The sequence below is a fragment of the Gilliamella sp. W8123 genome (assembly GCF_016101085.1).
Taxonomy (GTDB): Bacteria; Pseudomonadota; Gammaproteobacteria; order Enterobacterales; family Orbaceae; genus Gilliamella; species Gilliamella apis.
Map to the genome: position 1 here is coordinate 127,741 of NZ_JACFRE010000001.1, position 21,790 is coordinate 149,530.

Below are 21,790 nucleotides of genomic sequence, written 5' to 3' on the forward strand. Positions count from 1 at the left end.
TTGGATAAAAATCAATCCTATTCTTCTATAAGAAATAAACAAAAAAAATTGTTAAAAATTTAATTTATAACTCTATTAATTTTTTCAATATCACCACTAAAAGAATGTTTTTTAATCATTTGATAGAAATTTTTTTCTGATGATAAATTCACATCCCAAAATATGTAATACCCACATTTTGATATTATTTTTTCTATATTTATGAAATTCAATTTTGTTATTTATTATACTTACTTTCTTTATAATCTTTCCAAATAAAAAGCAATATAAAGCATCTTTATGAACTAATTTAAAATCAGTTTTTGAGAGTAAATCATTTTCATATTGTATTGTTAAATCATATAACAATTGCATCTTTTGACCTTGTTTACTAGTATTTGTATGGTGCCATCTATAGGAAAATAAAACTTTATCTAAATATTTAATTTTAGCATACTTGGCTATTTGAAGGTTCATAAACCAATCATCTAAAGGTGCTTTTTCATTATTTATACCTGTTTTTTCATATATTTCTTTTCTAACTAGATAACCATTAGGAATATGGTTACCTTTGTATAAATATAAATATCGCCCAAAATTATTGCCTAATTCTTTAATCTTCAAAAAATCACCATATGTTTTGTGGGTAGCGGCACTCTCTTCATAAATCAAATTTCTTGATTTATCCCAATAACAAATTATTCCATTTTTATCAATGATTTCATTGTCACCAACAACTAGTGAATAATCATCGTGTTTCTCTAAAAATGAGACTTCTTCATATATAGCTGTAGGCTTAGCTAAATCATCTGAAGCAATATAGTATATATATTTTCCTTGAGATAAATTTATTAGATTATTAGCTGTTGTACCAATTCCTTGGTTTTTTTGCTTTTTAAATATAATATTAATAAAACGTTCTTTACAAAAATTTTCCATTTCAAGGATTTTTTCGAAAGTTAAATCTATTGAACCATCATCGATAATGATTAGTTCTATTTTTTCATACGTTTGTGCGATAATAGAGTTAATAGTCTCTTGTATATAGTTTTCATGGTTATATGCAGAAATAACAACAGAAACTAACGGTAATTTACTTATATTCATTTATCACTTCTACAACTTTAATCATTTCATCACTTGTTATTACTGGACTAATAGGTAAAGATAAAACCTCTTTATGTATTTTTTCACTAATAGGATAGCTAAGATTTCCCCATTCTTTATATGCTTCCTGTTTATGAACAGGAATAGGATAATGAATAAGAGTTTGTATTCCATTAGCTTGCAGATAACTTTGTAATTTATCTCTATTTTCAGTTCTTATAACAAAGAGATGCCATACATGCATATTTTCTTTTGGTGATTTCGGTAATACAATTAATGGATTATTTATATTTTTTATATAGTAATTGGCTATTTTACGTCGCTTATTATTATCTTCATCTAAATGAGGTAATTTTACATTTACTACAGCAGCTTGTAATTCATCTAATCTAGAATTTACCCCTTTGTAAATATTGACGTATTTTTTATCAGAACCATAATTTGCAATTGCTTTGATTTTTAAATATAACTCTTCATCATTTGTAGTTATAGCGCCACCATCACCTAAACAACCTAAATTTTTTCCAGGATAAAAGGAAAAACCACTAGCATCACCTAAATTACCAACTCTACGGCCTTTATACATTGCACCATGAGCTTGTGCTGAATCTTCTATTATTTTTAAATTGTACTTTTCTGCTAATCGCCATATAGTTTCCATTTCTACTGCTTGACCATACAAATGGACAACCATAATAGCTTTGGTCTTTGGTGTTATTGCTTTTTCGATAAGATTGGGATTGATATTATAGGTATTGATATCTGGTTCAACTAGAATGGGCTTGCAGCCATTTTCTGAGATAGCAAGTATAGAAGCTATATAAGTATTAGCTGGAACTATGATTTCATCTCCAGGACCAAACCCGTATGCTTTAATAATTAAATTTAAGGCATCAAGTCCGTTAGCAACACCTAAAGCATATTTAGTACCACAATATTTAGCAAAGGCATTACAAAAAGAAGTGTTTTCGTCACCAAGTAAATACCAGCCTTTATCCATGACTTTGTTAAAATAACAATCAATTTCAGAGCGATACTGTTCATTTATTTTATATAAATCGAGAAATTTGATCATTTATTTGTCCTCACTTCTTTTATAAATTCCTCATAATCATTAATATAATCTTCAGGATTATAGCGTTCACTAGCCAAAACCATCACGACGCAATCCTTCGAAAAGTTTGTGAATTCACGCCAAACTTTATTTTTAATATATAACCCTTTTTTAGGGGTATCTAAGTGAATTATTTCTCTACTTACTCCATCATCTAAAATAAAATCACAACTTCCAGATACACATATTATAATCTGTTCTAAATCTTTATGAGCGTGTTTTCCTCTAACGACTCCTTTAAGGGTTCCCCAAATATAATACACTCTTTTGATGTCAAAAGGGCAACCACTAAATTGCTCTAAAGCAACCAAATTCCCTCGTTCATCACCTTTAACGTTAAAATCAATAATTGTATGCATTGTTCACACTTTTATATTTCATATAAAATATCAACCAAGATGTTAATCTTAACATCTGCTCTATAAAAATTCTTAAATTAGTAAAACAAATTGATTTTGTTTTATTTGTTAATTGCAAAATACTTATTCTGCTTGGTTTCTACACTTTTAAAGTTAATCAATTTACCAATATTTTGACAATTTTTAAAATTTATTTTTGTAAAATCATATAAAATATCTAAAAAGTTATCGTATCTGCAATTTTTATCTATTATTCTTTGACATTCTGATACAATTTCTGTTCTTTCTTTTGAGTTCTTTATATAATATTTACATAAATCCCGTAGCGAAGAAGGGTCCTTATACACAGGGATAATACCGTTGAACATGTTGTCAAGATCTTTACTCGGATTAGAGAGTAACATAGAGTTAGAAGCCAGAATATCACAAACTCTCCATGAAAATCCCGTATCAACTTGAGCATGAGGTAACGTTAAGGATATAACTGATGAATTATAAATTTTTTCATTACCCTTTATATCATAGATTGGCAAAATATGAGTACTCTTCGCAAGATTAAAATTATTTGAAGAAATTCTTAAATTTTGGATCCAAGTAAAAATATGTAAATCCATATCTGAAATTTTAGACAAGTAGCTTTGTCTTATATCAGAAGTTTTCATTAAAAAGACTTCTTTAATTAATAAATCCAAGGATATATTTTTACCTATCTTATCTTTAATCTGTTGCCACTTACTTTGAATATTAGATGTTTTTTTCTTTGAGATTATAATATCGTCAACAAGTTCACAAAATTCATTGTAAGTTTTTTCATCTTTTCTAACATGAAGCTCATAGATAATATTCTCAAATAAAAATTGAGAAACATTATAAAAATTTCCTATAAAAGAAATATCATATTTCTTTGGTGATTTTGGGTTTGCATTTATCGCGGTAACATAAGGAATTCGCTGCTGCTTCTCAAATCCAATTTTATATAAATTCTTTACATCCTCACAAAAATCATCATTAAAATACAGTAAATGATATCTTGAATTAAATTTTTCTATCAGGCTTCCTCTATTCCAATATACAGGAGTATCTGATGCAATTATATAAACAGGACAATTTGTTACCTGTAGGAAACTTTTTCTTATACAATTATTAAAAGTAAATATTATTTCAGGGTTAAAAGTTTTTACTTCTTTAGTTGCTTTAAATTCCAATAATTTGGTAGATAAACTTTTATCTTCTGGGAAATCTTTTTTAATATATAGTAAAACATTATTTCCATTTTTTACGAGAGATTCAACAAATCCTTCTATTAGTGGTTCTAAAGCTAACGGAGATATTGCCCGAAAAAAACCATCAGCGCAAACTAAAATATTTGCCATAATTATTCACCAAACTTATTTGAAAGAAAAATTTAAGATAATTTATTTATTACTAGATTGTGTTAATTGTTTCCTTAAAGCTTTATTATCATATTTATCCAACCTCAAATATGAGGAAATAACACTTAAACTTTTATTTATATCATTAAGATTTTCAACTCCTATACCGAATCGAATAAAATCACTTGTACTTATTCCATATGCACTACCAGAAACAGTAGCTATATTATGATTAAATAATAATTCTAATACTAACTCATCTGTAGAGCCTGGGAATTTTGAAACATCAATCATAAAATAAAAAGTTCCAATACCAGGTAGTACATTAAGTTTGTGCTCATTAATAAGTAATTGTACTTGTTTCCTTTTTTCAGCCATTTGACGAGCTTGAGGTATAGTATGTTCTAAAATTGAATCAAAATTTTTAGCTAAATAATCTTGTAATAATGTAGGTGCACACGTAATTAAATGTTGGTTAAGTTTTAACAATTGAGAAATAATAATTTTATTAGCAATAGCATAACCAACTCTCCAACCAGACATCCCCATATTTTTAGAGAGGGAATTAACAACAATGGAATGCTCTTTGTGTTTGTCTAAATTTAAAATTGAGATAAATTTATCATCTTTTAGAAGAAAATCACTATAAGCCTCATCAGATAAAATGATTAAATTATATTTTTTAGCTAAATTTAGTAAAAAACTTAATTCAGATTCAGAATATAAATAGCCTGATGGATTGTTGGGATTATTTATAACTATAATTCTTGTTTTATCAGTAATATATTTTTCCCATTGATTAATATTTTCAGTGAAAGGTATCCCTACATAAACTCCATTTGCCAATGATATTTGTTCTTTATAACTTAACCATGACGGTTCAGAAACAAGCACTTCATCACCAGGATTGATTATCGTCATCAATAACATATAGATGATAACTTTCGAGCCAGCACTAATCAAAACTTCAGAATCAGCTTCAACTCCAACTTCATAATATTTTTGGTAAAGTTCAGCAATTTTTTTTCGTAAAAGTAATTGCCCTAAACTACTGGAGTAATGGTAGCCTGATACAAATTCTTCATCAGTTATATCAAATCGTGGTATTTCAAAAAAAGCCTCACCTAAAGAATAAGTATATACTTTTTCACCTAGCTGTCTTTTATCATATACAATTTGATTTATCAAAATTGATGCAGCAGGAGGAATGGCTACAACTTTATCATTTAATTTCATTAATCTTCTCCAACAACTTTTTAAAATTCAAATTTAATGAATCTATCAAATCAAATCGCCTATAAAAATCCACAACATCCTGCTGATTAAAAAAAGGAGCATCAGATCCCAATAAAACTCTTTCTGCGAAAGCACTTTTGCATGAATATAAAATTGCATCATTTATATAGGCAAGTCCTTTTCCTAAACCGCCTAAAACAGTATGTGTTAAAGAGAAATCAATCCATATGTTTTTCTGAAAATGACATATTTTTATAAAGTCATTAATTAAATATCCCCCAGAATGAGGAAATATAAAAATAATATCGGGGAAAATACGTGCTATTTGCCAATAATCATAAGGTTGCCAATAAGGTTCATTTAAAGTATCGATCATAACACAATGCGGTTTATTGAGATATATCGATTGAATAACTTGCTCAGGCGTATAATGTTCTCTACGAGGATGATATTTTAAAAACTTATGTTCAATCACTTCATGCAACATATTTTTTGTAACATAAAAGTATGATACATAACCATTTTGAGGAGAATGATAAGTTAATGCTTGTTGATTATTCATTGTATCTGCAAATTTAGGAGATCCTTCAAGACCAATGATAAATCCACCGCTTTCTTTTGTTTTAGTGTGTATATGGCTATCAAAAAACATTTACCCCCCCATTCCCATTAACATATTTTTCTCAAGTAGATCAATATAGTCTTTAGTTAATATACTTTTATCACCTTTCAAAATTTCAAATCCCACTCTAGCATTATCATTATCAATAATATTAAAACAAGCACCTGATTTTAGAGAGGAATGATCTGAATAAAGGCTCACAATATTTTTATCGCAAAAGTCTAATAGTGAACATTGTTTCTTAATTGTGAAATTATTTGGAAAATCATAAAAATAATACATCGATGAAAAATTAGTTTGAGGAAGAAGTCCATGAAAGACAAGTCCACCTTTATATACATCTAATAAATCCATTAAATAATCGCGTCCCGAAACAATATCAACAAGATCTGAGGCTATGAAACCACTTGATCTGGCACCTATTTCAATCGGTGATAATGTCCCATCTTCTTTTAATAATATCTCTAAATGTCCTAATGACGATGAGAAATTTAAAGCTTGGTAACACTGTATAGCATAGTTAGCAATTTTATTCTGTAAAGAATCACTAATTGAATTATAATGCAATTTAACTGCAATTTTGTTGTTCTTATTATATGGAGTATGTGATTTTTTAGAAATTCCGTAAACACTAACATTTGAATTACTATCTCCTAACATTTCAACGGTAAATTCGGTTCCTATTACAAATTCTTCAACTATAACCAATCCATTCGAACTTTCAGTCGAAGCTTTTATAAAAGCATTATGCAAGTTTATCTCATCATCAGCTCTAGGACATATTGTAATTCCTCTTGAAGAACTAGAATTATCTGGCTTAAATATTAGTGAAACATGTTTATTTTGTACCAAAATAGATGAATCATAACTTGAATAAGCTCTGGAAAATCGATTTAATAGACCTGCTTCATTCCATTTTTTAGTCATCATTGATTTCGATGAAGCATTTGCAACACCATGATCATTTAACGTTTTGTATCCAAATAATTTATTTAAATATGCAACCGCTTCCACTGCTAGGTCTATAGACGAGTAAGCAAAAATTACATCATTAATTACTCCGTCTTTTTCAAGCGCTCTTTCTATACTTTTACCATCTTTAACATCTAAACGATAATGTTTATCGCCAACAATATCTGGTTTTTCATTCCAATCAACAACATAAACCAACATATTTTTATTTTTAAATTTTTGGTAAATACCATAATTTAACTTATTTCCACCTAACAATAAAAAAATGTTCCGGTTTATCATAATAAATTCCTGTTATATTTAATTAAACTTGAAATATTCTCAATGCTTATAGTAAATGTTAATATTGTAAATATATCATTATGCTTTGCGTAAAGAAAGTTAAATCATATTTGTTTTTATTAACTAATATTAAACATTGCTTAACAAACATACCATTATTAATATGCTCACAATATTTACCTCCCTATGCTATAATCCCTAAGCTTATTCGCAATTGCAGTATGTGATACCCCTAATCTTTTGGCAAGTTTTCTTGAGCTTGGATATTTGACATAGAGACTTTTTAGGACTTCTTTTTCATAGTTTTTAGTCATTTCATCTAGCGTTTTATTGTCAATATCGCTAATCAATGAGATCTGAGTTGAAGTTATTGCTGGTAAAACAATGTCTTTTACTGTCAATTGTGAAGATGTTAACTGAGCCAATGCTGAATAAAGTACATTTTTAAGCTGTCTTACATTTCCTGGCCATGAATATTGAGCTAAATAAGGAATAACATCTTGATTAACTGTTGGCGGTGTAATGCCCTGCTTATTAGCAAATTCATCAATAAAAATTTGTGTAAGCGGTGCAATATCTTCCTGACGCTCTTGTAGTGAAGGTAAATTTAAGGACAACACATTCAAGCGATAATAAAGATCTTTCCTAAACTTTCCTTGTTCCACCAATTCAGCTAAATCAACTTTAGTTGCACAGATGATTCTAACATCAACATAAACTTCGTTATCATCGCCGACTCGTCTAAAAAAGCCATCATTAATAAAACGCAATAATTTGGTTTGCATTTGGAATGACATTTCATCAATGCCATCAAGTAATACAGAACCACCATTAGCCTGCTCAAAAAAACCTTTTTTGCTTTCTAGTGCTCCTGGATAAGCCCCTGCGGCATGACCATAAAGCTCACTTTCAACAACATCATCAGGCATAGCAGCACAATTAAGACCTAAAAAGGTTTGATCCCCTCTAGGGCTATATTGATGACATGCACTAGCCAATAAATCTTTACCGGTGCCAGTTTCACCGGTAATCAATAGTGGCTCCCTTTGCATTGAAAAAGCTTTAGCTTGAGCAATTAATTTTTGCATTGGTTGGCTTTTAACAGCAAAAATATCAAAAGCATGATGTCCAACAACATTAATTTTTGCTAACCGTTTTTTTAGATATTCAACTGGTTGCAAAACAAAGGTAATAAGGGATGATTCATTAATTTTTTGCAATAAAAAATACTGCGAGTTCAATACAATAATCGTATCATCATGTTCAGATAAATCGAATGTTGTATCTAAATTAAATGCATTTCGATAATCAAATGGCTGATCTAAGCTTAATAAATTACTAGAAAATAATGCTTTTGCTGCATCATTATAAGCAACTAATTGTGTATTATTGTCGATTTTAATGATGGCTGCTTGCATTATAATGCTCCCACTTTTCATTCAACTTCATTAAATTTTGATGACGATTCTGCCAATCATGACTCTTTATCAAATCGGCATAATTTACTTTGGTATTAGTTAATAGTAGTTTTGCTTTATCAGTTAATAATGGCTGTTTTTCATTTAAACGAATTAATGCATCTAAAATAGCTAATGTGCCATTTCGATTATTACAAGCCAATAATAAATCACAACCAGCATTAAGCGCTGCTTTAGCTCGTTCAGCGTGATCACCCAAAACAGAAGCACCTTCCATCGATAAATCATCAGAAAATATAACACCATCAAAATGTAACTTTTCACGTAACACTGTTTTTAGCCAAAACTCTGACCCGCTGGCAGGTTTATCATTAAATTCAGGATAAATAACATGAGCAGGCATAATGGCATCAAGTTTCTTTTCAGCGATTAATTTAGCAAAAATCTGCATATCATTTTCAATGAGTTCTTTCGAACGATAATCAATTGGTGTTTCTTTATGAGAATCAGCAATAACATGACCATGACCAGGAAAATGTTTACCAGTTGTTTTCATGCCTGCGGAATGCATACCATCAATCATTGACGATGCAATTTGATAAGCAATATAACTATCTTGATGAAATGACCGACTACCAATGGCTAAACAATCATGACCTAAATCAAGTACAGGCGCATAACTTAAATCAATGTCGTAGGCAATCAATTCCATCGCTAGTAACCAACCAGCGTCAAATGCTAATGATTTCGCTTTTTCTAAATCATTAAGCAAAGCAAAAGATTGCGCAGGAGGAATAAGAGTAAAACCTTGTTTGAAACGTTGAACTCGACCACCTTCATGATCAACCGAAATTAATAAACGTTCTGATGTCGCCGAACGAATTTGCTTTATCAAGTCAGTCAATTGCTCAGGCGACTGATAATTGCGACTAAATAAAATAATCCCTGCTACCATTGGATTTTTTAAAAGCGCCATATCATCATTAGTTAATGATGTACTCGGCACATCAATCAATAAAGGCCCCATTATTCAGCAGCTCCTTGAGAAGGATCAGGATTAGCAGAATTTTTGGATTGGATATCCTTTGTTGTCACACGTTGTAAAATTTCACCCGTTTGGGTTGAAAGTAATTCCATAGAAAGGTTGGCATCTTCATTTTCGGTTGGTAACTTATAAAGTGTGGTAAAAAGCACATAGCTTGCATTTATTGACTTAGCCAAACCGATCATTTTACTGCGAGAAACAAGTTTATCATCAACAGAAATACCTAACGCTTGTTTAGCTTGACTGATCGATTGTCTATCAGCCACAGAGAAAATGCTTTGCTTATTCAGTATATTATGTAACGTTGTATCAATCTGATTTGTTGCTAAATAATCACCACTACGATTTTGGATATCACTAATTAACAACACTTTATTACCTTCAATTGCTGATGAAGATTGCAATATTTTATTTACAACTGGAGATAATATATCACTCCAATCAGTTGTTTTAACTATCTGTGGTGGAGTATCTACCACTCCAGTGTTATCGGGGATTTCTACTGGCGGATTAACTTCAGTTTTTTGATTATAACCAAGAAGTTGACATCCAGCTAAACTAAAAGCAAGCATGCCCATTCCAATGATACGTTTAAACTGTTTCATATAAGCTAACCTATTAATCGCCCTAAATTTTTACCACCTAATAAATGCATATGAATATGAAAAACTTCTTGTCCTGCATCTTTATTACAATTCATTATTAAACGATAACCACTTTCATCAATCCCTTCTTGCTTGGCAATTTTAGCCGCAACAACCATCATATGACCAAGCAGAGCTTCATCAGACTCTGCAATATGATTTACGGTTGGGATCAATTTATTGGGAATAATTAAAATATGCGTAGGGGCTTGAGGAGAAATATCCCGAAAGGCAGTGACCTGATCATCTTGAAAAACAATATCAGCAGGAATTTCACGGCGAATTATTTTACTAAAAATGGTTTCTTCAGCCATATAAGCACTCCTTTAAAAATAGCTATTAACATTAAACTTTTATTTTATAAAGAATAACATATTTTAATAACAAAGATGTATAGATATCGTTACATTTTTACACCTAATTCACTTATTCAAGTAAAAACTTTGCCGAAAAGTTTTTTTATTCTATTTATAATCGATTTTTAGTTAAAATTTTTAGTTATGATTAACAGATTATTTTTATTATAAAAAACGAATAACACTTTTAATATTTATTCATTTGTTAAAGTAATTATTTTGATATATAATGCGCCGTCGATTTCAACCGCTTAATTTTCATGTTCCTTGCTTTCAATGGGTTGCGGTTGCCCCGACAGAAAGCTGATTAATCCGTAGGGAGCGATAATGCGTCATTACGAAATTGTATTTATGGTTCACCCAGATCAAAGTGAACAAGTACCTGGTATGATCGAACGTTATACTGGTACGTTAACCACTGATGGTGGCAAAATCCATCGTTTAGAAGATTGGGGTCGTCGTCAATTAGCATATCCTATCGAAAAATTGCATAAAGCACATTATGTGTTAATGAATGTTGAAGCTACTCAAGAAGCAGTAAATGAGCTTGAAGATAACTTCCGTTTTAATGATGCAGTAATTCGCAGTTTAATTATGCGTACTAAACATTCTGTAACTGAAACATCACCAATGCTAAAAGCTAAAGATGAACGTCGTAGTTCTGAAGAAGATTTTAGCGATGCAAACATGGACGATGATTCGGAAGAATAATCGTTTAGTTTTATCGGGATTGGTTACCAAAACCCCGATTAAAAAAATGAGTCCAAGTGGGATATCACACTGTCAGTTTTATTTAGAACATGTTTCTGAACAAATTGAAGCAGGACTCCCAAGACAAGCATGGTGCATAATGCCCGTTATTGTCAGTGGACAACAAGAGTTAAGTTACAGTATTAAAAAAGGCAGCAAAGTTTTGGTAAGTGGCTTTATTAGTACACATACTAAACGGGATAAAACCAGTCAAATAGTTTTACATGCTGACCAAATTGAACTATTAGGAGAATAGCCAAATGGCACGTTACTTCCGTCGTCGCAAATTCTGCCGTTTTACAGCAGAAGGCGTTAAAGAAATTGATTATAAAGATGTTTCTTTATTAAAAAGCTATATCACAGAAAGTGGTAAAATCGTACCAAGCCGTATTACTGGTACTAGCGCAAAATATCAACGTCAACTAGCTCGCGCTATCAAACGCGCTCGTTACTTGGCATTATTACCATATACTGACAATCATCAGTAATTAGCAACAGAGGGAACATATAATGCAAATTATTCTACTCGATAAAGTTGCTAATTTAGGCAGCTTAGGTGATCAAGTTAATGTTAAAGCGGGTTACGCTCGTAACTTTTTGATTCCACAAGGTAAAGCAGTACCAGCAACTAAAAAGAATATTGAATTCTTCGAAGCTCGTCGTGCTGAATTAGAAGCAAAATTAGCTGAAACATTAAAAGCAGCTGAACAACGCGTTGCTGAAATCAATGCTTTAGGTAAAGTAACTATTACTTCTAAAGCAGGTGATGAAGGTCGTTTATTTGGTTCAATTGGTACTCGTGATATCGCTGATGCAGTTAAAGCTCGTGGTATTCAAGTATCAAAAAGCGAAGTTCGTTTACCAAATGGTGTATTGCGTACTACTGGTGAACACGAAGTGTTATTCCAAGTACACAGCGAAGCTTTTGCAAAAGTTATTGTTGATATTATTCCTGAATAATCATCAAATAAATAACAGTAAAAAAACCCGTTTTTATAACGGGTTTTTTATCAAAACAAGAATAGATTCGACACCAACCTGCAATTTATTCCTCTGTTTGACTTTTGCTTTCAGATTTAACTTGTTCTTCTTTATAAAGCTTGTTGTCGTACATTTTGACAAAAGGTAGGTAAATTACTAACGCTAAAATTGCTGAAAGTATTGCAACAAACATAGCCCGATAGTCCCCACCAGTACCAATAAACGCCCCTAATCCCATTGGTGATGGCCATGGTATTAATGCAATAATTGGATTCATAAACCCACTACTAATCGCAAAATAACCTAAAGTACCACATGCCATTGGTGCTAATAAAAACGGTAAGGCAAGATATGGGTTATACACTATCGGCATACCGAAAATAATTGGCTCATTGATATTAAAAATTGCCGGGACAGCTGAAGCTCGACCCAAAATTTTTAATTGACTCGATTTAGCACAAAAAGCAATAAAGAAAGTCATAAGTAACGTTGAACCTGAACCACCTAAAATTACTAATGAATTATTGAATTCACCAGCAAATGGAATATGTGCGCCGCCAACGTTTTCATTCATATTACTAAGCATTATAGGCGTAATAAATGCCCCAATTATACTAGCACCGTGAATACCAACAACCCAAAGCGCATGGATTAAAAATAGAATCACCATTATACCAAGCCAACTTTTAGTTAAATTGGTTACAAAGGTAAATGGAACACCGATAATATCAAATATATCCGTACCAAAATACACCAAAATTCCGTTTAGAATAAGAATTGTGAATGCAATAACAAAAGTTGGAATTAATGCAGTGAATGATCGGGATACGCCTAATGGAACGGTTTCCGGCATTTTGACCACCCAATTACGACGTACACAAAGGAAATACAACTGTGTTGCGATAATCGCCATAACAATGGCAATAAAGATACCAGATGTACCTAAGCGATAAACAAACGGTTTTAAACGTAATCCGTTAAAAACTAATTCACTTTGGTCATTAAGTAAAACCATTGCACCGCTTTGCATTACCAATTCTGGTAAAGTCATAACAAAAGCAAATACCGATAACATAGCACCATTAAGTGCATTTACTTTTAAACCAGTTTCTTCTTCCTCAATTTTAGTTAATTCATAACCGACAACAATATTAAAATAGAGTGCTAATATCCCCATTGTTGCCGTATTTGCTATCATATAAAGATCACTTACTTTGAAAACAGTATTTTCAAATACTGTTTCTAAGCCAGTAAATGTCATCGGCAACGTATTAAACACCAAAAACATCGATCCAACTATACAAAAAGGCACTGACGCCATTCCAGCTGCCATTACTGCTCGAACAATCTTAAACTGCGATATTTTAGCCATCGGAGTCATTAGATACTTTTGTAACAACACAAATCCGGTATTCATTTTGTTTTCCTCATTCAATTGATGATTTCTTGATAAGCTTGGATTCTTTTAAAATGTTTATCCTCATTACGCTCAATTTTTTTTAGTTTTATCAGTATAAAAATAGTAAAAACTAAACTTGCTGCCAAAATGCCTAATATAATATTTACCGCCTCCGGTGAATTTTTTAGAAATGGAAAGAAAAAGTGAAACAATGGGGTATAAATCAAAACCATTAACACGATAATGGATATTAATAATGTTCGGTACAATAAACTGGCATAACGTAAATGATTTTTATGATTACGATAAAGCTTAATTTGTTCAAAACTGGTTAATGTAGCCATCACGATAAGCAACAGTGGTAGTACTATAGCAATTGATAAGCTCCCCAACAGAAAGACAGCCCAATAAAGGTTAATAAATAGAAAGAAGGCTGTCGCATAACGAACCGCTAAAAAGCGATTAAAATAAAGATTAGTCAAACTGACTTTTTTATGCATTTTAAGTTGGCTTTCTAGTGGAGTATTCATCGCTAACCTCTTTATTGATTTGATAACTGATAGGTTTTTTGATAGAGATAACACATCTCAATGGCAACTTCGCGTAACGTCATTGTTGTCATTAGATGATCTTGAGCATGCACCATGATAATTTCCATCTCAATTTTACAACCATTAGCATAAGATTGTAGAAGATCGGTTTGCGATTTATGTGCTTCTAATATTTCCTCATTGGCTTCTTCTAAGAGCTGATTTGCTGTATCAAATTCTGCGTTTCTCATTGCTTTGAAAGCAGCATGAATTTTGGTTTTGGCATTACCACTATGTAAAATAATATTAAATGCGGTAATTTGAATATCCTCTGAGCTCATTTGGTCATTCATTATTACGCTCCTTTTTCAATAAGTTGGATAAAAAGTGATTTAAACTGGTTAAAATTTGCAACTTTTAACATGGCTTGTTGCATGACCGAATCATCGATTAAATTGACAATTGCTTTAGTCATCATTGCTAAATGAGAATTTTGATAAATTGACGGTGAAATCATAAAAACGAATTTTACATCTGGGTAGTTTTCATCCCAACAAAGCCCTTCTGGAATAATGGCAATCGCTATTTTAGCTATTTTACCTACTGGAATGGCTGGATGAGGAACCACGATAGTTGGACTAAAAAGTATTTCACCAATAACCATCCGTTTTTCCATTTGCTTTTGCATTTCACGTTTAAAGCTTTTTGCCTCATTAATAGACAAGAGATCAAGCAAATGATCCAAAACAGCTTGTTTAGATGGTTTGTTTGAGCACAAATAAAAATAATCTGCGGCAATATCATCAAAGATTTGGTTAATATAATGCGAATGATTTTGCTGTTTATCATCAAATGTTGTCACAAATGAATTTTTTGGCAATGAATTAGGTTTTTGTCTATGGGAAAGATAACGGCGAATAGCTTGAACATCTTCTTCACAAAAAAATACTGAAACATGAAATACCGGTACTTTAAATATTTTTGACGATAAATCGACCGAAGAAATAATAAAATCGATGTCATTTAACATTTCTGGATCAATTTCATAATAACCTCGTGTTGCCACAATTTTCACTCTTTCATCAAATTCACTTTCTACTCGATTTTTAAGTAATTGAGCACTACCAAGACCCGTTGCACAAATAATTAACACTTTGGCTTTCTGTTCATTTTTTAGTTTTTCAAGTGATGCTAAAAAGTGCAGTGCTAAATATCCCCATTCATCATCATTCACTTCATATTGTTGTAAATTGGGTAATTGATTGAAATAACGCTTAACTAACCCAAAGACTTCACAATATTGGTGTTTGATTTCATCTATTAATGGATTATCTAATTTAATATTCTGTTGTAAACGTACTAACATTGGTTTTAAGTGTTGGATTAATCCATTTTTTAATTGTTCATCATGCAAAAAAGGATAGCCTGTTTCTTGTTGGATCTTTAATAGCAAATTTGTTAATGACAAACCTAAATCATCATCCAGATCATCTTGAATTAAATTAGATTTACTCATCAAATGTAGAGTAAGGTACATCTGTTCTTCTTTAGGAAAATGAAAACCAATAATCGATTCAATGCGAGCGATGATTCGCTCGGCAACTTGATATTCAAGTGATGAATTTGTTGAAACAGGCAAATCAAGATTCTGAATCGAAAGTCCCGATTGTAAACGCTTAATACTTAATGATAAATGCAAGACAATATTTTGTATCATCACGTCAGATAATTTAATATTTGCCTCACGACATTCATCTAAAATAATAATAGTTAATGAATCAAAACTAATGGTTTCACAAGCTTGATTAAAATAGGACAAATGGTGTAGAAAATTAATTGAATCCTCATGAAAAAAATAGCTCATTATAAAATGACGTTTAGCTTTTTCTTCACCATCAACAAAAACTAGAGAATGATTTTTTTTAATTGTTAGTTCATAAGGAAGTAATTGAGATTTAATTTCGGCAATATCTTTATTTAATTGAGATGAGCTGATAAATAGTTGTTCTGATAATGCTTCAACATCAATTTTTTGACTCTCTAATAACAATAAATTCAAAATATAATGTTTTCGTTCACTCGCTTCTCGACATTGAAATTGTTCAACATTTTTATCTAATAAATGGTGTTCAATTAAAAATAAATTAAATGCATTTCGATCTTCAATTTGTAATTGAAAACCGTAACCTTGTTTGCTTATTATATTGCCGCCATTACTTTCAATTATAGTTTTTAAATCTTTAAGGTAGGTACGTACGGTACGATCAGATAACGATAATTGCGTAGCTAGTTCTTGACTACTTTTATATTCATTTTTAGAACGAACAAGTAAACTAATTAGTTCTCGTTGTTTTTGTTTTATCATTATCTACTACACCTTAACTATTAATGAAATTTATCCAAAGGGTTAAGTTACTAAAATGGCAATATTAAACTTAAGCCATTTTATGATGCGAGCCTTCATAAAAGATTCGCATCATATTAAGATCGGTAGAACAAAGATTTTCTTGAATATTAGTTAATATTATCCTCGACTAATTTAGCTAATTGTTCAATACCAGACGGTATTGGGATATATGCTTGAAAAGGAATACTCACCACTGGTTTTCCTACTTCATCGCCCAACGTTTTTAATTTATCAAACATCATCATGGTTTGAGGGCTAATTAAGAACAGTGAAAAATCACTATTTTTAATCTTATTACTACCTTCAGTTGCTGATACCGCATCAAGTTCAATGGCTTTATTTTGGCTAGCAAAAAATTCAGTAACTTTTTTAGCCATAAGTGATGATGACATACCTGCTGCACAAATAATTAACGCTTTTTTCATAATTTCTCCTAATGAATTTAAATCGTTATAAAATTTCACCATTTGACTCAATGACTTTTTTATACCAAGCAAAAGAATCTTTACGACTACGTTTTAAAGTACCATTGCCTTTATTATCTTTATCAACATAGATAAAACCGTAACGTTTTTCCATTTCACCGGTACCCGCAGAAACTAAATCAATACAGCCCCAAGGGGTATATCCCATTAAATTAACGCCATCTTCTTCAACCGCTAATTTCATCTGTTTGATATGTTCTCGTAGATATTCAATTCGATAATTATCATGAACGCTACCATCAGACTCAACTTTGTCATAAGCACCAAAACCATTTTCTACAATGAATAGCGGTAATTGATAGGTGTCAGTTAGCCAATTTAAGGTATAACGTAAGCCCTCTGGGTCAATTTGCCACCCCCAATCAGATTTTTTGACATACTGATTGCCGACTAAATCAGTTTTTTCATTATAATCATAATGATCATTGCCTTGATTGTGCCTAACAACATTGGACATGTAATAACTAAAGCCAATATAGTCTACGGTTCCTTTCGTTAACTCTTCTAAATCTTGCGAAGTAATATCTAGCTTGATGTTTTTACGTTGCCAATATTTTTTAATGTAATTTGGGTATTTGCCATGCACATGAACATCAGTAAAGAAGTATTTACGTTCCATAACTTTTTGTGCCATTAGGATGTCGCTTGGTTTGCAAGTTTCAGGATAAATTGGCACTAAAGCAATCATACAGCCAATTTGAAAATCAGGGTTAATCGCATGACCAATTTGAACTGCTTTTGCACTGGCAACTAATTCATAATGAGCGGCTTGATACATGATCTCCTCACGATTATCACCTTTTTTATAATAGATACCAGAATTAGTAAAAGGAGCAAAATCTTCGTCAAAATTAGCTTGGTTATTAATCTCATTAAAGGTCATCCAATATTTGACTTTATTTTTATAACGATCAAAACAGACTTCGGCAAAGCGAACAAAGAAATCGATTAATTTACGATTACGAAAACCACCATATTCGGTTACTAAATAATAAGGTAATTCGAAATGTGAAAGAGTGACTACAGGTTCAATGTTATATTTTAAACATTCATCAAACAAATCATCGTAAAACTTTAAACCTTCTTCATTTGGTTCAAGCTCATCACCTTTTGGAAAAATTCGCGTCCAAGCAATTGAAGTTCGAAAACACTTAAACCCCATTTCAGCAAATAACTTAATATCATCTTTATAATGATGATAAAAATCGATAGCTTCGTGATTAGGATAATACTCACCAGGAATAATACCTTCAGTGATTTTGCGATAGCTTTTCGGTGATCCGATTGTCATCACATCAGCAACACTCATACCTTTGCCGCCAACTTGCCAAGCACCTTCCAATTGGTGAGCAGCAACAGCACCGCCCCATAGAAAATCTTTTGGTAAACCTTTATTATTCATAATCAATTACCTATGTTTATTGATGATTCAAATTTAGTATAAGAGGAAAAATAAATAATTACTAACCAACTTTTTCCGTATTGATAAGGAAAATTGTAAATAGAATAAGGAAAATTTATCTTAGATTTGGATAACGAAGAGAATTAGGAATAAAACAGGGAGTTGTAAATTTAAACTTAAGAGAATAAAAATTTGCCAGCTAATTTATAACTAAATAGCTGTCAGTTAAACAATAATACTCAGGTGTTAACCATTTTTTGTGCAAATAATCGCGTTGCTAACAAACCATGCGCCATAGTTGCCCCTACTCTAACAGATGCGGAAATGGAAATTAATTCAGCCGACTATCCATGTCGGCTTAGCGTTTATTCTTACTTATTATTTATAACGTTATTCAATAATAAAACAAGCTATCTATAATGTTTTAAGTTTTATTTAGCTACCCATTTGCCATGCTCATCCTTATGATAGACCTTTTCAACCGCTGACCAAGCAACACGAAAAGCAACTTGTTCAGCATCACTGTTGTCGCGTCGTTTCTTCGGATCTTGATACTCTTTTATGGCACTATTAAAAGCTTCTTTAAAAATATCTTGAGCATGGGTAGGTAAAACATGTCGGACTGATTCAGGTAAATCTTCTCTTGTTTGATATGGCATATCACATTCCCCCTCGAAATTAATCACAGATTATTGATAACTTTGATTGGTAATTGCGAACATCACTGAAAAATAGTTAAGTTGGATTGAATTTAGCCTTATTTTACCCGAAATATAAGCATTATCACGCAATTGATAGTATTAATTTTCATCTCAATTAATATTGACACTTATATAACGGTGTATTTTTACACCGCTATATATTGTGATGCTAATTAATATGAAATCACTTATTCACATCAACCACAAAACGTCCTTTAATTTCACCAGCAATCATCTTATTTGCTATCTCAGAACATTGATCTAATGTAATGGTTTTAGCTATATGAGTATACAGTTGCTCATCCATGTTTTCTGCTATTAATTGCCAAGCTGCAACCCGTTTATCATAACTTGCCATCACACTATCAACTCCCGATAGTGTTACGCCGCGTAAAATAAATGGTGCCACGGTTGCAGGTAAGTCCATACCTTGCGCCAAACCACAACATGCGACTATGCCACCATATTGAGTTTGAGCACAAATATTAGCTAATGTGTTTGAACCAACGACATCTATTGCAGCTGACCATAACTCTTTTTGTAACGGTTTATTCGGCGTTTTTAATGATTGACTATCAATAATATCAATCGCACCTAGTTTTGATAAATACTTTTTATCAGAAGTTTTACCTGTTGATGCTGTAACGTTAAAACCCAATTTAGACAATAAGGCAATGGCCACAGAACCGACACCACCACTAGCACCGGTTACCAAAATTTTGCCATCTTGTGGTTTAATACCAAAATCAATAATGCGTTTTACACAAAGTGCAGCGGTATAACCAGCGGTACCCATAGCCATTGATTGATAAGTAGTAAGGTTATTAGGTAAAGGGATTAACCAATCTGATTTTAGATAGGCATATTGAGCTAAACATCCCCAATGAGTTTCTCCACATCCCCAGCCATTTAAAATAACTAAGTCACCTGCTTGATAACGGCCACTATGGCTCTCAACGACGGTACCCACACCATCAATACCCGGCACCATTGGCCATTGTCGAACTATAGGACTTGTATTTGTCAAGGCTAATGCATCTTTATAATTGATGCTTGAATAATGAATTTGGACTAAAGTATCTCCCTGCTGCTGCAATAACTGCTGTTTAGTAATTGTTTTTAAGGAATTTGAAAAAACACTAACTTCATCCTTTTCTAACATAATTGCATTGAATGACATGATAATTCCTTGATGTATTTAATATATAAATCATGATAAATAGTCACTAGCGTAAATGCAATCATTGAGCTATTGATTGTGTTTTTAATTCATAAAAAAGCCTGATATCTATCAGGCTTAATAGTCATTATAAATTGGCTAACGAATAAATTAACTCTATTTTGCTTTATTACTCTGTACTTTCTCTGAAACAGCGCCAATAAATACCACATCACTAGATGAATTAAGTGCAGTTTCAACTGAATCTTGAATAACACCAATTGCAATACCGATACCAATAACTTTTGCTGAAATTTCATTAGGTATGCCAAACATACTACAAGCAACAGGAATCAACAGTAATGAACCACCAGCGATACCCGATGCTCCACAAGCACAAACACTCGTTACAATACAAAGCAATACCGCAGAAAGGACATCAACTTCTATATGTAATGAATTAACAGTTGCCAAGGTTAAAATAGTGATAGTGATAGCTGCACCTGACATATTAATGGCCGCCCCTAGTGGTACTGCGACGGAATAGGTATCTTCATCCATTTTTAGTTTTCGACAAATTTCCATATTAACCGGTATATTTGCTGCCGAACTACGAGTAAAGAAAGCTGGAATAGCACTCTCTTTTAATGAAGTTAAAACTAATGGATACGGGTTCTTACGCATGACCATATACGCCAATAAAGGATTAATGATCAATGCCACAACTAACATACAAGATACCAACACAAGAATTAAATGGGCATATTTAAGTAATTCACCAAATCCTGTTTCTGCAAGCGTTGAAGCGACTAAACCAAATACACCTAATGGCGCAAAACGAATAATAATTCTAACGATAAATGAAATAGCTACAGAAAGATCATTCATCATTGTTTTCGTGGTTTCACTTGAATGTCTTAATGCAATCCCAATACCAACACCCCAAATAATAAGACCGATATAGTTAGCGTTAACCAGCGCATTAATTGGATTGTCGATCATCTTGTAAAATAAAGTTTTTAATACTTCAATAACGCTACCAGCCGGTGTTAACTTAGTTTGATTAGCTGTATCACCTAAAGAGATATCAGAAGGAAAAATAAAACTGGCAACAGTTGCTAATAATGCCGCTAACATCATCCCTGCAAAATAAAGAGCCAATAGTTCTCCCATATTGGCCCGTTTACCATGTTGGTGATTAGATATTGAAGCAATAACTAAAATAAGTACCAAGATTGGGGCTACTGATTTCAAAGCATTAATAAAAAGTGATCCAATAAAGGACATATCTAATGCAACATCTTTTGAAATTGCCGCTAAAGCAATACCTAAGATTAACCCCAAAATAATTTGTGGTATTAATCCTACTTTGAAATAAAAACGAACCAATTTATTGGTTGAATGTGTCATAGTGCTTCCCTATGTATAAAATACAAAACGGCAACCTTATCATAAATTAAAACTAAAAC

At 31.9% G+C, this 21,790-nt stretch carries 23 protein-coding genes and 1 pseudogene; 4 read left to right on the plus strand and 20 right to left on the minus strand.

Features of this window, described 5'->3' with window-relative positions:
• Positions 1-111 precede the first annotated feature (111 nt).
• From H3T56_RS00570 to H3T56_RS00620, 11 genes and pseudogenes are all read right to left on the minus strand, one after another.
• Complete coding sequence (locus H3T56_RS00570; protein ID WP_198191766.1) at positions 112-1,086, minus strand: glycosyltransferase family A protein; 975 nt, start codon at positions 1,084-1,086, stop codon at positions 112-114.
• Entirely contained in the window at positions 1,073-2,161 is a 1,089-nt protein-coding gene (locus H3T56_RS00575; protein WP_086360877.1) for a DegT/DnrJ/EryC1/StrS aminotransferase family protein, read from the minus strand. Before H3T56_RS00575 ends, H3T56_RS00570 begins: the two co-directional genes overlap by 14 nt.
• Entirely contained in the window at positions 2,158-2,559 is a 402-nt protein-coding gene (locus tag H3T56_RS00580; protein WP_086360878.1) for an FdtA/QdtA family cupin domain-containing protein, read from the minus strand. Before H3T56_RS00580 ends, H3T56_RS00575 begins: the two co-directional genes overlap by 4 nt.
• Before the next feature lie 101 nt (positions 2,560-2,660).
• Entirely contained in the window at positions 2,661-3,932 is a 1,272-nt protein-coding gene (locus H3T56_RS00585) for a glycosyltransferase (RefSeq protein ID WP_198191767.1), read from the minus strand.
• A gap of 42 nt (positions 3,933-3,974) precedes the next feature.
• Positions 3,975-5,168, minus strand: coding sequence for a pyridoxal phosphate-dependent aminotransferase (locus H3T56_RS00590; protein WP_198191768.1), 1,194 nt, complete (start codon positions 5,166-5,168; stop codon positions 3,975-3,977).
• Complete coding sequence (locus tag H3T56_RS00595) at positions 5,155-5,820, minus strand: amidohydrolase family protein (RefSeq protein WP_086360881.1); 666 nt, start codon at positions 5,818-5,820, stop codon at positions 5,155-5,157. The genes H3T56_RS00590 and H3T56_RS00595 overlap by 14 nt, the downstream gene beginning before the upstream one ends.
• Positions 5,821-7,044, minus strand: a complete 1,224-nt coding sequence (locus tag H3T56_RS00600; RefSeq protein ID WP_086360882.1) for an acetyl-CoA carboxylase biotin carboxylase subunit family protein — start codon at positions 7,042-7,044, stop codon at positions 5,821-5,823.
• 176 nt (positions 7,045-7,220) lie between these two features.
• A pseudogene (locus tag H3T56_RS00605) lies at positions 7,221-8,090 on the minus strand (sigma 54-interacting transcriptional regulator); the annotation flags it as partial.
• Positions 8,091-8,442: 352 nt separating this feature from the next.
• Positions 8,443-9,489: a beta-N-acetylhexosaminidase gene (gene nagZ, locus H3T56_RS00610; RefSeq protein WP_065579330.1), complete on the minus strand. Its 1,047-nt coding sequence runs from the start codon at positions 9,487-9,489 to the stop codon at positions 8,443-8,445.
• Positions 9,489-10,112: a penicillin-binding protein activator LpoB gene (locus tag H3T56_RS00615; RefSeq protein WP_086357390.1), complete on the minus strand. Its 624-nt coding sequence runs from the start codon at positions 10,110-10,112 to the stop codon at positions 9,489-9,491. Before H3T56_RS00615 ends, nagZ begins: the two co-directional genes overlap by 1 nt.
• 5 nt (positions 10,113-10,117) lie before the next feature.
• Complete coding sequence (locus H3T56_RS00620) at positions 10,118-10,465, minus strand: HIT domain-containing protein (RefSeq protein WP_065579332.1); 348 nt, start codon at positions 10,463-10,465, stop codon at positions 10,118-10,120.
• Positions 10,466-10,834: 369 nt separating this feature from the next.
• On the opposite strand from H3T56_RS00620, the gene rpsF reads away from it, so the two are divergent.
• The 4 genes from rpsF to rplI are packed head-to-tail and all read left to right on the plus strand — an operon-like array spanning position 10,835 to position 12,217.
• Complete coding sequence (gene rpsF / locus H3T56_RS00625) at positions 10,835-11,218, plus strand: 30S ribosomal protein S6 (protein WP_065579333.1); 384 nt, start codon at positions 10,835-10,837, stop codon at positions 11,216-11,218.
• The gene (priB, locus tag H3T56_RS00630) at positions 11,202-11,513 is read left to right on the plus strand and encodes a primosomal replication protein N (protein WP_065579334.1); all 312 of its coding nucleotides are present in this window, start codon (positions 11,202-11,204) and stop codon (positions 11,511-11,513) included. Before rpsF ends, priB begins: the two co-directional genes overlap by 17 nt.
• Before the next feature lie 4 nt (positions 11,514-11,517).
• Positions 11,518-11,745 (plus strand): 30S ribosomal protein S18, encoded by a 228-nt coding sequence (gene rpsR, locus H3T56_RS00635; protein WP_025314965.1) that lies wholly within the window; start codon positions 11,518-11,520, stop codon positions 11,743-11,745.
• Positions 11,746-11,767: 22 nt separating this feature from the next.
• A complete protein-coding gene (gene rplI, locus H3T56_RS00640; protein ID WP_065579335.1) occupies positions 11,768-12,217 on the plus strand; it encodes a 50S ribosomal protein L9 in 450 nt (149 codons plus the stop codon).
• An 85-nt stretch (positions 12,218-12,302) separates the two neighbouring features.
• Here the strand turns inward: rplI and celB are convergent, their stop codons facing one another.
• From celB to sstT, 9 genes are all read right to left on the minus strand, one after another.
• Entirely contained in the window at positions 12,303-13,655 is a 1,353-nt protein-coding gene (gene celB / locus H3T56_RS00645; RefSeq protein WP_086319950.1) for a PTS cellobiose transporter subunit IIC, read from the minus strand.
• A gap of 14 nt (positions 13,656-13,669) precedes the next feature.
• Positions 13,670-14,167: a hypothetical protein gene (locus tag H3T56_RS00650; RefSeq protein ID WP_065613415.1), complete on the minus strand. Its 498-nt coding sequence runs from the start codon at positions 14,165-14,167 to the stop codon at positions 13,670-13,672.
• 11 nt (positions 14,168-14,178) lie between these two features.
• Positions 14,179-14,520, minus strand: a complete 342-nt coding sequence (locus H3T56_RS00655; protein ID WP_065613416.1) for a PTS cellobiose transporter subunit IIA — start codon at positions 14,518-14,520, stop codon at positions 14,179-14,181.
• A gap of 2 nt (positions 14,521-14,522) precedes the next feature.
• Positions 14,523-16,532 carry a transcription antiterminator gene (locus H3T56_RS00660; protein ID WP_198191770.1) on the minus strand — a complete coding sequence of 670 codons (2,010 nt, stop codon included), beginning with the start codon at positions 16,530-16,532 and terminating at the stop codon, positions 14,523-14,525.
• Between the two features lie 149 nt (positions 16,533-16,681).
• Entirely contained in the window at positions 16,682-16,999 is a 318-nt protein-coding gene (locus H3T56_RS00665) for a PTS cellobiose transporter subunit IIB (RefSeq protein WP_065651951.1), read from the minus strand.
• Positions 17,000-17,024: 25 nt separating this feature from the next.
• Positions 17,025-18,461, minus strand: coding sequence for a 6-phospho-beta-glucosidase (locus tag H3T56_RS00670; RefSeq protein ID WP_198191771.1), 1,437 nt, complete (start codon positions 18,459-18,461; stop codon positions 17,025-17,027).
• Between the two features lie 431 nt (positions 18,462-18,892).
• Positions 18,893-19,120, minus strand: coding sequence for a ChaB family protein (locus tag H3T56_RS00675; protein WP_034902480.1), 228 nt, complete (start codon positions 19,118-19,120; stop codon positions 18,893-18,895).
• 226 nt (positions 19,121-19,346) lie between these two features.
• A complete protein-coding gene (locus tag H3T56_RS00680) occupies positions 19,347-20,342 on the minus strand; it encodes an MDR family oxidoreductase (protein WP_198191772.1) in 996 nt (331 codons plus the stop codon).
• Between the two features lie 156 nt (positions 20,343-20,498).
• On the minus strand, positions 20,499-21,731 hold the full coding sequence (gene sstT / locus H3T56_RS00685) for a serine/threonine transporter SstT (protein WP_198191773.1): 1,233 nt from the start codon (positions 21,729-21,731) through the stop codon (positions 20,499-20,501).
• Positions 21,732-21,790 lie beyond the last annotated feature (59 nt).